Source organism: Pseudomonas sp. S8 (assembly GCF_050473925.1).
GTDB lineage: Bacteria > Pseudomonadota > Gammaproteobacteria > Pseudomonadales > Pseudomonadaceae > Aquipseudomonas > Aquipseudomonas parakoreensis.
Genome location: NZ_JBFDVZ010000016.1, coordinates 143,145 through 155,161, shown reverse-complemented (window position 1 = coordinate 155,161; position 12,017 = coordinate 143,145). Strand labels below are relative to the sequence as shown.

Genomic DNA, 12,017 nt, shown 5'->3' with positions numbered 1-12,017 from the left:
ATAGAGAGCAGCGAAGATGACGAAAACCGTGGAGTTCTATTTCGATCTCGGCAGCCCTGCCACTTACCTGGCCTATACCCAGTTGCCGAAAATCTGTGCCGACACCGGCAGCCAACTGATCTACATCCCGATGCTGCTGGGCGGCGTGTTCAAAGCGACCGGCAACGCTTCGCCGGCGATGATTCCGGCGAAGGGCCGCTACATGTTTCAGGATCTGGATCGCTATGCCAAACGCTATGGCGTGCCGCTGAAATTCAATCCGCACTTTCCGATCAACACACTGACGCTGATGCGCGCGGTCACCGGCATCCAACTGCGCCAACCGGAACGCTTTCACGCATTTATTGATTGTCTGTTCAAGGCATTGTGGGTGGAGGGACGCCCACTCGATGAACCGGCAACTGTCGCTGCGGTATTGAGCGAGCACGGCTTCGACCCCAATGAAGTTCTGGCCCTGACCAACGACGAGACGGTAAAGGCAGCCCTGAAGGACAACACCGAAACAGCCATTAAACGCGGGGTGTTTGGCGCGCCGAGCATGTTTATCGGCAATCAGATGTTCTTTGGACAGGACCGCCTCGACTTCGTCGAAGATGCCCTGCGTCAAGATTAGAAACAACACCCGGGCACTGCCGACAGCGCCCGGGTTTCAGCCATTCAGATCGCCGCGGTGCGCGTGTTCAGCCACTCCAGCGCAGCGCCCTCCAGCAACGGACTCAGACGCTCGCGCACTTCAGCGTGGTAGACGTTGAACCACTGCTTCTCTTCCTGCGTCAGCAAGGACGGCTCCAGGCAGCGTGTGTCGATCGGACACAGGGTCAAGGTTTCAAACTTGAGGAACTCACCGAACTCGCTGTTCCCCGCCTCGCGGTTCATCGCCAGGTTCTCGATGCGCACGCCCCAACGGCCCGGACGATAAGTGCCCGGTTCGATCGAGGTGATCATCCCCGCCTGCATCGCCGTTTGCGGTGCCGGTGCTGCCTGATAGGCGATCACCTGCGGGCCTTCATGCACGTTGAGGAAATAGCCGACCCCATGACCGGTGCCGTGACCGTAATCCACGCTTTCCGCCCAGATCGGTGCGCGGGCGATGGCGTCGAGCAACGGCGACAGAATGCCTTTCGGGAACTGCGCCCGCGAAAGAGCAATCACGCCTTTGAGTACCCGAGTGCAGTCACGCTTCTGTTCAGCCGTCGGCGTCCCCACTGGCACCATTCGGGTGATGTCGGTAGTGCCGCCCAGGTACTGGCCGCCCGAGTCGATCAGCAGCAAGCCGTCCCCCTCGATCACCGCGTGTTCTTCTTCGGTGGCGTGGTAGTGCGGCATTGCGCCGTTGGCGTTAAACGCGGCAATCGTATTGAAGCTCAGCGACACGTAATCCGGACGACGCTCACGGGCAGCCGTGAGCTTCTCGTCGATGGTCAGTTCGGTGATGCGTTCACGACCCCAGGCCGATTCCAGCCAGGCGAAGAATTCGCACAACGCCGCGCCGTCCTGCTCCATGGCTTTGCGGATGTGCTGCGCATCAGCCTCACTCTTTTGCGATTTGGCGAGCGTGGTCGGGTTCAGGCCTTCGACCAGTTTCACCGCGCTGTCGAGGTTATCCAGCAAACCGCTGGTCACCCGCGCCGGATCCACCAGCAGGCTGGCGCCGCCTGGTACAGCGCGCAAGGCGTCGGCGACTTCGCGGTAATCGCGCAGAGTCACGCCATCCTGCTCCAGCACTGCGCGCAACTCGGCGTCGACTTTGCTCAAGGCCACAAACAGGGTCGCTTGCTGTTGATTGATCAACGCGAACGACACAAACACCGGATTGAACGAGACATCGCCACCGCGCAGGTTGAACAGCCAGGCAATGTCGTCGAGGGTGGCGATGAAGTGCCAGTCAGCGCCACGTTCCCGCAAGGTCTCACGCAGTTTGGCGAGTTTCTCGCCACGACTGACCGTCGCTTGCGGTGGCAGATGTTGATAGATCGGCGCATTCGGCAGGCTCGGGCGGTCCGCCCAGACTTCATTCAGCAAGTCGATGTCAGTACGCAAACGCGCGCCGCGGGCTTCAAGCTTGCTGCTCAACGTGCGGGCCGAGGCAACGGCCATCACCGCGCCGTCGACCGCCACCACGCCACCTTCAGGTGTCTGCTCGGCGAGCCAGTCCAGCGGACTCGGCTGACCCGGTTGCAGCTTGACCAGTTCGATGCCGCTGCCCTTGAGTTCCTTGGTCGCCTGCTCCCAATAGCGACTGTCAGCCCAGACTCCGGCGAAATCAGCAGTCACGATCAAAGTGCCGACCGAGCCATGAAAGCCCGACAGCCATTGTCGCCCCTGCCAGTAACCCGGCAGGTATTCCGAGAGGTGCGGGTCCGCCGACGGCACCAGCAACGCATGAATGCCTTCGCGGCGCATCAGTTCACGGGTGTGCGCCAGGCGCTGGGGAACCGTTCCTTCGGTCAAAGTCTGGGTACTCATCATGTCTCCTGCCAATCACTTCATCGTTATTGTTCGTAGCCGTGAAAACCGGCTGGTTAAAGCCCTGTCGCCCAGAATGCCGGGGCACTGGCGCAGGCGCCTTTGATCAGTTCTGCCGCCTGATCGATATCGTCGACGGTGGTGAAACGGCCGAGGCTCAGGCGAATGGTGCGACCGGCCAGCCGGGCATCGTGTCCCAGGGCCAACAGCACGTGAGAGGGCGTGTTGCTCGCCGAGTTACACGCCGAGGTCGCGGAAAAGGCGATCGACTGGCTCAAGGCCGCACTGTTGAATTCACCTTCGCTGAACGTCAGGCTCAGCGTATGCGGGATGCGCTGGCTATCGCTGCCGTTGAGGCGCACGCCAGGCAGGCTCGACAACTGTTCGAGCAAGCGCTCACGCAGCGCCACGATGGATGCTTTCTCCTCATAGAACGCCGCAGCGGCCAAGGCGAATGCCGCGCCCATACCAGCGATCTGATGGGTGGCCAGCGTCCCGGAGCGCAATCCGCCCTCATGGCCACCACCGTGAATCTGCGCCAGCAAGCGCTGTTGCGCGCCGGGGCCGACGTACAACGCACCGATGCCTTTGGGGCCGTAGAGTTTGTGCGCCGAAAACGACATCAAGTCCACCGGCCATTGCTGCAGATCGATCGCCACTTTGCCCGCACCCTGCGCGGCATCGACGTGGAACAACGCGCCACGGCCGCGCACGACTTCACCAATGGCCGGGATATCGTTGAGGGTGCCGAGTTCGTTGTTGACCAGCATCAGCGACACCAGAAAAGTGTCGTCGCGCATGGCTTCACTGACCGCCTGCGGGGTGATCAGGCCATCGGCGTCCGGCACCAGATAGGTCACCGCAACGCCGCCGTCCTGCAATTGCCGGGCGGTATCGAGAATGGCTTTGTGTTCAATCTGGCTGGTAATGATGTGGCCACCGGCAACGCCGCGCGCCTGCGCCACGCCCTTGAGGGCGAGGTTGTTGGATTCGGTGGCGCCGGAGGTCCAGACGATCTGCGCGGCTTCGGCGCCGACCAGTTCGGCGACTTGTCGGCGGGCCTGCTCGACCGTTTGCCGGGCCTGCTGGCCGAAAGCGTGGGAGCTGGACGCCGGGTTGCCGAAGTTACCGTGAAAACCCAGACAGTCGATCATCACCTGGATGACCCGTTCGTCCACCGGGGTGGTGGCGGCGTAATCGAAATACAGCGGACGTTTATTCATAAAAGACTCGCAGAGCGTGTTCCGGGATCAGGAGGCTCGTGTCTGCAAACGGCACAACGCAGCCTCGTGAGCTGCGCGTCGATTCGAGAGCGTCATCAATACCTGATCGGATGCCGTTAAAGAAGAACAACTTCATTTAAAAGTGCGTAGGAACGCTCCTGAAGCCGAGCTTAACAGGCATCGGGCCGGCGGTTGAAGCAATGCGTCAGTGAAAGCTTTCGAGAAGTAACGGGTACAGCGAAATCACCAACAGCGCCGCCATGCCCCAGTTGAACACGCGCAACCAGCGCGGCTCCTTCAGCACGTTGCGCAACAGCGTGCCACACGCCGCCCAGACGCCGACACTGGGCAGGTTGATGATGGCAAACACGGCGGCAATCACCACCACGTTGGTGAAATAACCCTGCATCGGCGTGTAGGTGCTGATGGCTCCGATGGCCATGATCCAGGCCTTGGGATTGACCCACTGGAACGCCGCCGCGCCGAGATAGCTGATCGGCCTGGCCTCGCCTTCGACGCCCTCGCCCACCGGCCCCGAGTGGGCGATTTTCCACGCCAGGTACAACAGATACGCGGCGCCGACATAGCGCAGCACCGTGTACAGAATCGGGTATGTCTGGAATACCGCGCCCAGGCCAAAGCCCACCGCGACCACCAATACGAAGAAACCGCAGGTGATGCCGAGCATGTGAGGAATGGTGCGGTTGAAGCCGAAGTTCACCCCCGACGCCAGCAACATGGTGTTGTTCGGCCCCGGTGTAATCGAGGTGACAAGGGCAAACAGGGCAAAGCCCAACAGCAGATCAAGCGAAAGGGTCATGGAGGGCAATCCGTCGGGGGTCATTCAGGTGTTGACCCTATCGCACGGCAGCCCGCAAACCCACGGACAGTTACGCGAAAATTCGAGCAGTACAGTTTTCGATTAACTTGGACGACCGTGCAGCTGTATGGCTCGCCCGGCGCTCATTTCAGCTTTCTTGTCGAATTGCGATTCGCCCAGCAGTGCGGCTTTCTTCGCGTGATATTCGTCGAAGGACAAGCCGCTGCGATTCAGCGCTTCCATCGCCAGTTCGCGGGTTTCTTCGGCGGTGTAAGGCCGTTGTTCGGGGGAAACATGGGTCGCGCAACCGGCGAGTACGGAGACAACGAGCAACAGCGAAACAGTCAGTAAACGATTCATGGGGAGCGTCCTGGCGAGCGGTGGTAGTCGATGGACAAAGGCTACGCCCGCGCCCGCCCGGGCAAAAATCAACGCGCTCAATAGTGGCTATCAGGATTTCAGCTTGATCGGCGACATATCTCTTAACGATCTATAAATATCGATTAACGTTCTTTTACGGAATAAACAGCAGTCGCTATAAATCCCTGCACTCGGCGAACAACTGTTGCTCCAGCAACTGTTGCTCAGGCAACAGCAGATCAACAAACCCGCCTGATATCCGCACAACCGACTCACGCCAGAGCGCTCAGGCCCAAGTAAACCGGGCCTTTAAGGAATTGGTACAGCGCTTGCTCAAGCCTTGGCAATGACTCACTGCTCGCTGAGCAACTGTTGATAAAAAGGAACTGATCATGTCGCGTCCCCTGAAAGTCGTCGCCCTCTCCGGCGGCACCTGGCGTCCATCACGCACGCTGGTGCTGACCCAAGCGCTGTTGGCCGAACTGGCCGGGCACTTGCCGGTCGAGAGTCATCTGATCGAACTCGGTGACATCGCCCGGCCGTTGGGTGCTGCCCTGTCGCGTCAGGAACTGAGCGTCGAAGTCGAAGCCGAACTGCAAGCCATCGAACAGGCCGATCTGCTGATCGTCGCCGCGCCGGTGTATCGCGGTTCCTACCCGGGACTGCTCAAGCACCTGTTCGACCTGATCGACCTCAACGCGCTGATCGACACCCCGGTGCTGCTCGCCGCCACCGGCGGCAGCGAGCGTCATGCGCTGGTGCTCGATCACCAGTTGCGGCCGCTGTTCAGTTTCTTCCAGGCGGTGACCCTGCCGATCGGGGTCTACGCCACCGAAGCCGATTTCGCCGACTACCAGATCACCAGCGAACCGCTGAAAGCGCGGATCCGTCTGGCCGCCGAACGCGCCGCGCCGCTGTTCGGCACACAAATCAAACCGTTGCTGAAAATCGCTTAAGGAGCTGTTCATGGAGGTTTTCTGGTTCCTGCCGACCCACGGCGACGGGCATTACCTGGGCACCACCCAAGGCGCACGCCCGGTCACCCTGAATTACCTGAAACAAGTGGCGCAAGCCGCCGACAGCCTCGGCTATCACGGCGTGCTGATTCCCACCGGGCGCTCCTGCGAAGACTCGTGGGTGATCGCTTCGGCGCTGGTGCCGTTGACCGAACGCCTGCGTTATCTGGTAGCGATCCGCCCGGGGATCATTTCGCCCACTGTTTCGGCGCGCATGGCGGCGACGCTCGATCGACTGTCCAACGGCCGCCTGCTGATCAACGTCGTGACCGGCGGCGACCCCGACGAAAACCGTGGCGACGGCAGCTTCCTCAGCCACAGCGAACGCTACGAAGTCACCGACGAATTCCTCAAGATCTGGCGCCGGGTGTTGCAAGGCGAATCGGTGGATTTCGAAGGCAAACACCTGAAAGTACAGAACGCCAAGGCCCTCTATCCGCCCGTGCAGAAACCCTATCCGCCGCTGTATTTCGGCGGCTCGTCCGACGCCGCGCATGATCTGGCCGCCGAGCAAGTCGACGTGTACCTGACTTGGGGCGAACCGCCCGCCGCTGTCGCCGAAAAACTTGCCGATGTGCGAGAACGCGCCGCTCGTCATGGGCGCAAGGTGAAGTTCGGTATTCGCCTGCACGTCATCGTTCGCGAGACCGCCGAAGAAGCATGGAAAGCGGCGGACAAACTGATCGAGCACATCAGCGACGAGACCATCGAGGCCGCGCAGAAATCCTTCTCGCGTTTCGATTCCGAAGGCCAGCGGCGCATGGCGGCGTTGCATGACGGGCGTCGCGACAACCTGGAAATCGCCCCCAACCTGTGGGCCGGCGTCGGTCTGGTACGTGGCGGTGCCGGTACCGCGCTGGTGGGCGATCCGCAGCAAGTGGCCGCGCGAATCAAGGAGTACGCCGACCTCGGCATCGAGAGCTTCATCTTTTCCGGTTATCCGCATCTGGAAGAAGCTTATCGCTTTGCCGAACGGGTGTTCCCGCTGCTGCCCGAGCCGTATGCAAGCCTTGCCGGCCGCGGCGTGACTAACCTGACCGGGCCGTTTGGCGAAATGATTGCCAACGATGTGTTGCCCACCAAGTCCTGACCCAACACAAACTCTGTAGGAGCTGCCGCAGGCTGCGATCTTTTGACTTTGTTTTTTACAAGCAAGATCAACAGATCGCAGCCTTCGGCAGCTCCTACAGGACAGTTGTAAAACATAGGAGATTTGGTGTGACCGCCAAACCACAAAGCACCCTGCTCTCCCCGCTGCAGACCGCGCGCCAACTGGCCGCCGAATTCGCCGTCACCGCCGTCGAGCGTGACGAGCGCGGCGGTACGCCGAAGGCCGAGCGCGATGCCCTGCGCGACAGCGGCCTGCTGGCCCTGAGCATTCCCACCCGCTACGGCGGCCTCGGCGCGACATGGAGCGAAACCCTGCAGATCGTGCGCGAGTTCGCCAAGGTCGACAGTTCCATCGCCCACGTCTTCGGTTTTCATCACCTGATGCTCGCCACCGTTCGCCTGTTCTCGCGGCCCGAACAATGGCAGCCGTGGTTCGAGCAGACCGCGCGGCAGAACTGGTTCTGGGGCAACGCCCTCAACCCGCTCGACACCCGCACCGTGGTCAAGGACTTCGGCGGTTGGCGCGAGTTTTCCGGGAAGAAAAGCTTCTGCTCCGGCGCCAGCGATTCACAGATGCTGATCGCCTCGGCCGTCGACGAAAGTGCCGGCGGCAAGTTGCTGATCGCGGCGATCCCCAGCGGTCGCAGCGGCATCACCCTGCACGACGACTGGAACAACATCGGCCAGCGCCAGACCGACAGTGGCAGCGCCACGTTCGAACGGGTGCGGGTCGAAGAATCCGAGCTACTGCTCGATCCCGGGCCGTTGAGCACACCGTTCGCCTGCCTGCGTCCGCTGATCGCGCAACTGACCTTCACCCACATGTTTCTCGGCATCGCCGAAGGTGCCTTTGCAGAAGCCCGGCAATACACCCTGAGCGAAACCCGGCTCTGGCACAAATCCGCTGCCCGCAACGTACGCGAAGATCCGTACGTGCTCGCGCATTACGGCGAATTCTGGGTCGCACTGGAAGGCATTCGTCTGCTGGTCGAGCGGGCCGCCGCGCTGCTCGACGAGGCCTGGGCCCAAGGCCCGAACCTGACGGCAGAAGAGCGTGGACATCTGGCCACGGCGATTGCCACCGCCAAGGTCGCCGCCAGTCGTCAGGGGCTGGACATCTGCAGCCGTTTGTTCGAAGTCACCGGCGCGCGCTCAACCCACGCCTCGCTGCGTCTTGACCGACACTGGCGCAACCTGCGCACGCAGACCCTGCACGACCCGCTCGATTACAAACTCCACGAGCTGGGCGACTGGGCGCTGAACCAGGCGCTGCCAGTGCCAACGTTCTATTCCTGATCTTGCCTTTAATGGAGCGAGTTCCATGCAACTGCTGACCCTTCCGCCCTCACCCGCTCTGGCGACGTCGATCCGTGCCACCGCGCAGGTCTTTGAAGACCCGAAATCCCAGGCCTTGCTGGCGCATCTGCAACAAGTCGCGCCGAGCGAAGCCAGCGTGCTGATCATCGGCGAGACCGGTACCGGCAAGGAACTGGTGGCGCGTCATATCCACAATCTGAGCCACCGCCGGCATCGGCCGTTTGTCGCAGTCAACTGCGGCGCCTTCTCCGAATCACTGGTGGAAGCCGAGCTGTTCGGCCATGAAAAAGGCGCGTTCACCGGCGCGCTCAGCGCCAAGGCCGGCTGGTTCGAAGAGGCGGATGGCGGCACCTTGTTCCTCGACGAAATCGGCGATTTGCCAATGGCGATTCAGGTCAAGTTGCTGCGGGTGCTGCAGGAGCGCGAAGTGGTGCGCCTCGGCTCGCGCAAAAGCATTCCGATCGATGTGCGGGTGCTGGCCGCGACCAACGTGCAACTGGAGAAAGCGATCAATGCCGGCAACTTCCGCGAAGACCTGTTCTACCGTTTGAACGTGGTCAATCTGGAACTCAGTCCGCTGCGCGAACGGCCCGGCGACATCCTGCCGCTGACCCGGCATTTCATCGAGGCCTACAGCCAGCGCCTGGGTTACGGACGGGTCAACATCAGCCCCGGTGCCGAACAGAAACTGCGCAGCTACAGTTGGCCAGGGAACATTCGCGAACTGGAAAACGTCATCCATCACACCCTGTTGATCTGCCGCAATGGCGTGATCGAGCGCGACGATCTGCGCCTGTCCAACCTGCGCATCGAGCGCGCGGACGATCAGCAGTCGAGCGCCGACGATTCACCGGAAGCGTTGCTGGAAAGGGCCTTTCAAAAGCTCTTCGAGCAACAGGCCGGCGCCCTCCACGAAAAGGTCGAAGACGCCTTGCTGCGCGCCGCCTATCGCTTCTGCCATTACAACCAGGTGCACACCGCCGCGCTGCTTGGTCTGAGCCGCAACGTCACGCGCACACGGCTGATCAAGATCGGCGAACTGGCGGTGAACAAGCGGCGGCTCACGGAGAATCTGCACGGTGAACGCCTGATCCAGTTGTCGATCTAGCCGACCAGATTGCAGTGCAGCGCATCGTCATGACTGCGGGCGATGCTGCTCAACACCTGAAAAGAATTGAAGGTCACGGTCTTCGCCTGATGGGCGCGGATCAGTTGCCAGAAATCCTGCTCGCCGCTTTCATAGCGACAGAACGCCGCCTCCCCGGCCTCGCGGCTCTGCCACTGCAGCAAGCTCAGCACCCGCCGACCGTCGTCGCTGACCTGGACGCTGGCGCTGACGAAGCCTGCGTAGCGCTGCGCCAGATGTTCGCTCTGCTGCGACAGCGCACAAACCAATGCCGGCTGCTGACGCGGCTCGATCTCAAATTCGATCAACTGGGTAAAACTGCGATTTTTCGCTGAGGTTTGCATGAGAAGTCCCCACTCATTAAGCCGAGTCTTGCGACACGAAGGCCTGCAGGGTAAAACCTCTAGTTAAGTCAAGGTCAAGAGCCCTTTGCAAAATGATCACCCCGGAAAACCTGCACAAACCGCTCACCGTCGGCGAAGTCGCCGCGCGCAGCGGTGTCGCGGTCACTGCCCTGCACTTTTATGAAGCCAAAGGCCTGATCAAGAGCCAGCGCAATGCCGGCAATCAGCGCCGTTATCCACGGGCGGTCTTGCGCCGGGTGGCGTTGATCAAGGTCGCGCAACGCCTGGGTATTCCGCTGGCGGAGATTGGCGAGGCGCTGAAGAGACTCCCCGACGACCGCGCACCAACCGCAGCGGACTGGAAAATCCTTTCCGAGCAATGGCGCCGCGAGCTGGATGAACGGATTAATCAACTGATCCTGTTGCGTGACCGGCTTACCGGCTGCATCGGCTGCGGCTGTCTGTCGATGGAAGCTTGCCCGTTGCGCAACCAGGGCGATGTGCTCGGTGAGAAAGGGCCGGGGGCGCACTTTCTCGGCTGACGGCTCGTCGGGGAAAATTTCTGCCCGCGCAGACAGTTCTATAGTGAATCTTCCACAAATCCGGTGGAGCCCTACCTCGCAAAACAAAGAACAGGGAGAACGTCATGAGCGTCAAACCCATTCCCGAGGGGTATCACAGCATTACCCCGTACCTCGGCATTCTCAAGGCTGCCGATGCCATCGAATTCTATAAAAAAGCCTTCGGCGCCACAGTGGTCATGCGCCTGGACATGCCGGACGGCCGCATCGGCCACGCCGAACTGCGCATTGGCGACAGCGCGATCATGCTCGGCACACCGTGCGATCAAGGGCCATTGAGCGGCCCGGACCATGCCGTGTCGGTCGGTCTGCATCTGTATGTCACCGATGTCGACAAATCCTTTCAGCGAGCACTGGAGGCCGGGGCGCAAGCGGTGTCTGAGGTCAAGGATCAGTTTTATGGTGATCGCAGCGGGACGCTGAAGGATCCTTATGGGCATCTGTGGTTTCTGGCGACGCGCAAGGAGGATCTGACAGAAGAGCAGATCAAGCAGCGGGCGATGGAGATGTTCAGCCAAGGTTGAGATTTTCAGGGTTTGGGCTGGCCTCTTCGCGGGCAAGCCCGCTCCCACAGGGATCTCTGGTGTTTACACGATAGGTGTCACACAGAAAAACACTGTGGGAGCGGGCTTGCCGCGAAGGGGGCCAGCCCTGGCGACACACATCACACTTCATGAACCACCACACCACGCTTCAACCCTTGCCCCGGATGCCGAACACTTTCAGGATGCATCCCACCCGCACCTGAACAAGGATCAGCCCGATGTTTGCCGGATTCAGCAAAGACCAGCGCCATGTCAACGGCGTCGATATCGCTTACCGCCTCGGTGGCAGCGGCCCGGGGCTGTTGCTGTTGCACGGACACCCGCAGACCCACGTGATCTGGCACAAGATTGCCGAGCAGTTGGCGGAGCATTTCACCGTGGTCGCCGCCGACCTGCGTGGGTACGGCGACAGCGCCCGGCCGGCTGCCGATGAACAGCATCGTCATTACTCAAAACGCGAAATGGCCAGGGACAACCTCGAGTTGATGCAGGCACTGGGCTTCGAACAGTTTTCGATTCTGGCCCACGACCGTGGCGCCCGGGTCGGCCATCGCCTGGCCCTCGACCACCGCGCGGCGGTGCAACGGATGATGCTGCTGGACATCGCCCCGACCCTGGTAATGTACACGCAGACCAACGAAGCGTTCGCCCGCGCCTATTGGCACTGGTTCTTCCTGATCCGCCCGGCGCCGTTGCCGGAAACCCTGATCGAAGCCGATCCCGAAGGCTATCTGCGCAGCGTGATGGGCAGCCGCAGCGCCGGACTCGCGCCGTTCACCGAACCAGCGTTCAGCGAATACCTGCGTTGCCTGCAACGTCCCGGCAGCGCCCGGGGTATTTGCGAGGACTACCGCGCCAGCGCCAGCATCGACCTGGAACATGACCGGGCCGACCTCGCTGCCGCCCATCATCTCGACCTGCCGCTGCGGGTGCTGTGGGGCGCGCAAGGCACGGTCGGGCGTTGCTTCGACCCGCTCAAGGAATGGCAGCACGTGGCAACCAACGTCAGTGGCAAGGCGCTGCCGGCCGGGCATTATCTGGCCGAAGAAGTGCCCGAACTGTTGCTCGCCGAAGCGCTGGATTTCCTGCGCTGAATCGAGCCCTGTACG

At 61.4% G+C, this 12,017-nt stretch carries 13 protein-coding genes; 8 read left to right on the top strand and 5 right to left on the bottom strand.

From position 1 onward, the window contains the following. The first annotated feature begins 16 nt into the window (after nucleotides 1-16). A complete protein-coding gene (locus AB1J88_RS01945; protein WP_430290062.1) occupies nucleotides 17-613 on the top strand; it encodes a 2-hydroxychromene-2-carboxylate isomerase in 597 nt (198 codons plus the stop codon). A gap of 44 nt (nucleotides 614-657) precedes the next feature. On the opposite strand, the gene AB1J88_RS01940 is transcribed toward AB1J88_RS01945, so the two are convergent. The 4 genes from AB1J88_RS01940 to AB1J88_RS01925 all read right to left on the bottom strand — a co-directional run bounded on the left by AB1J88_RS01940 (nucleotide 658) and on the right by AB1J88_RS01925 (nucleotide 4,869). Continuing rightward, nucleotides 658-2,466: an aminopeptidase P family protein gene (locus tag AB1J88_RS01940; protein ID WP_430290061.1), complete on the bottom strand. Its 1,809-nt coding sequence runs from the start codon at nucleotides 2,464-2,466 to the stop codon at nucleotides 658-660. Nucleotides 2,467-2,522: 56 nt separating this feature from the next. Next, on the bottom strand, nucleotides 2,523-3,689 hold the full coding sequence (locus tag AB1J88_RS01935; protein WP_430290060.1) for an aminotransferase class V-fold PLP-dependent enzyme: 1,167 nt from the start codon (nucleotides 3,687-3,689) through the stop codon (nucleotides 2,523-2,525). 205 nt (nucleotides 3,690-3,894) lie between these two features. Continuing rightward, entirely contained in the window at nucleotides 3,895-4,509 is a 615-nt protein-coding gene (locus AB1J88_RS01930; RefSeq protein ID WP_108183357.1) for a LysE family translocator, read from the bottom strand. A 102-nt stretch (nucleotides 4,510-4,611) separates the two neighbouring features. Then, complete coding sequence (locus AB1J88_RS01925; protein WP_003226643.1) at nucleotides 4,612-4,869, bottom strand: hypothetical protein; 258 nt, start codon at nucleotides 4,867-4,869, stop codon at nucleotides 4,612-4,614. A gap of 392 nt (nucleotides 4,870-5,261) precedes the next feature. Here AB1J88_RS01925 and msuE point away from each other — a divergent pair, with 392 nt between their 5' ends. The 4 genes from msuE (at nucleotide 5,262) to AB1J88_RS01905 (ending at nucleotide 9,420) form a co-directional block, all read left to right on the top strand. After that, nucleotides 5,262-5,825: an FMN reductase gene (msuE, locus tag AB1J88_RS01920; RefSeq protein ID WP_041069777.1), complete on the top strand. Its 564-nt coding sequence runs from the start codon at nucleotides 5,262-5,264 to the stop codon at nucleotides 5,823-5,825. A 10-nt stretch (nucleotides 5,826-5,835) separates the two neighbouring features. Then, complete coding sequence (gene ssuD, locus AB1J88_RS01915; protein WP_222018801.1) at nucleotides 5,836-6,975, top strand: FMNH2-dependent alkanesulfonate monooxygenase; 1,140 nt, start codon at nucleotides 5,836-5,838, stop codon at nucleotides 6,973-6,975. A 128-nt stretch (nucleotides 6,976-7,103) separates the two neighbouring features. Then, entirely contained in the window at nucleotides 7,104-8,291 is a 1,188-nt protein-coding gene (locus tag AB1J88_RS01910; protein ID WP_430290059.1) for an acyl-CoA dehydrogenase family protein, read from the top strand. Nucleotides 8,292-8,316: 25 nt separating this feature from the next. Next, a complete protein-coding gene (locus tag AB1J88_RS01905; protein WP_414905365.1) occupies nucleotides 8,317-9,420 on the top strand; it encodes a sigma-54 interaction domain-containing protein in 1,104 nt (367 codons plus the stop codon). Here the strand turns inward: AB1J88_RS01905 and AB1J88_RS01900 are convergent. Then, nucleotides 9,417-9,782, bottom strand: a complete 366-nt coding sequence (locus AB1J88_RS01900) for an antibiotic biosynthesis monooxygenase (protein ID WP_041069765.1) — start codon at nucleotides 9,780-9,782, stop codon at nucleotides 9,417-9,419. The two genes, AB1J88_RS01905 and AB1J88_RS01900, sit on opposite strands and share 4 nt — an antisense overlap. A gap of 92 nt (nucleotides 9,783-9,874) precedes the next feature. On the opposite strand from AB1J88_RS01900, the gene soxR reads away from it, so the two are divergent. From soxR to AB1J88_RS01885, 3 genes are all read left to right on the top strand, one after another. Then, nucleotides 9,875-10,324: a redox-sensitive transcriptional activator SoxR gene (soxR, locus tag AB1J88_RS01895; protein WP_430290058.1), complete on the top strand. Its 450-nt coding sequence runs from the start codon at nucleotides 9,875-9,877 to the stop codon at nucleotides 10,322-10,324. Nucleotides 10,325-10,428: 104 nt separating this feature from the next. Next, nucleotides 10,429-10,887, top strand: coding sequence for a VOC family protein (locus AB1J88_RS01890; RefSeq protein ID WP_430290057.1), 459 nt, complete (start codon nucleotides 10,429-10,431; stop codon nucleotides 10,885-10,887). Between the two features lie 239 nt (nucleotides 10,888-11,126). After that, on the top strand, nucleotides 11,127-12,002 hold the full coding sequence (locus AB1J88_RS01885; RefSeq protein WP_430290056.1) for an alpha/beta fold hydrolase: 876 nt from the start codon (nucleotides 11,127-11,129) through the stop codon (nucleotides 12,000-12,002). The last annotated feature ends 15 nt before the right edge of the window (nucleotides 12,003-12,017 follow it).

What these genes read in the sequence shown, in the direction of transcription:
- AB1J88_RS01945 (WP_430290062.1), top strand. Translation starts at nt 17, where the DNA reads ATGACGAAAACCGTGGAGTTCTATTTCGATCTCGGCAGCCCTGCCACT.
- AB1J88_RS01940 (WP_430290061.1), bottom strand. Translation starts at nt 2,466, where the DNA reads ATGAGTACCCAGACTTTGACCGAAGGAACGGTTCCCCAGCGCCTGGCG.
- AB1J88_RS01935 (WP_430290060.1), bottom strand. Translation starts at nt 3,689, where the DNA reads ATGAATAAACGTCCGCTGTATTTCGATTACGCCGCCACCACCCCGGTG.
- AB1J88_RS01930 (WP_108183357.1), bottom strand. Translation starts at nt 4,509, where the DNA reads ATGACCCTTTCGCTTGATCTGCTGTTGGGCTTTGCCCTGTTTGCCCTT.
- AB1J88_RS01925 (WP_003226643.1), bottom strand. Translation starts at nt 4,869, where the DNA reads ATGAATCGTTTACTGACTGTTTCGCTGTTGCTCGTTGTCTCCGTACTC.
- msuE (WP_041069777.1), top strand. Translation starts at nt 5,262, where the DNA reads ATGTCGCGTCCCCTGAAAGTCGTCGCCCTCTCCGGCGGCACCTGGCGT.
- ssuD (WP_222018801.1), top strand. Translation starts at nt 5,836, where the DNA reads ATGGAGGTTTTCTGGTTCCTGCCGACCCACGGCGACGGGCATTACCTG.
- AB1J88_RS01905 (WP_414905365.1), top strand. Translation starts at nt 8,317, where the DNA reads ATGCAACTGCTGACCCTTCCGCCCTCACCCGCTCTGGCGACGTCGATC.
- AB1J88_RS01900 (WP_041069765.1), bottom strand. Translation starts at nt 9,782, where the DNA reads ATGCAAACCTCAGCGAAAAATCGCAGTTTTACCCAGTTGATCGAATTT.
- soxR (WP_430290058.1), top strand. Translation starts at nt 9,875, where the DNA reads ATGATCACCCCGGAAAACCTGCACAAACCGCTCACCGTCGGCGAAGTC.
- AB1J88_RS01890 (WP_430290057.1), top strand. Translation starts at nt 10,429, where the DNA reads ATGAGCGTCAAACCCATTCCCGAGGGGTATCACAGCATTACCCCGTAC.
- AB1J88_RS01885 (WP_430290056.1), top strand. Translation starts at nt 11,127, where the DNA reads ATGTTTGCCGGATTCAGCAAAGACCAGCGCCATGTCAACGGCGTCGAT.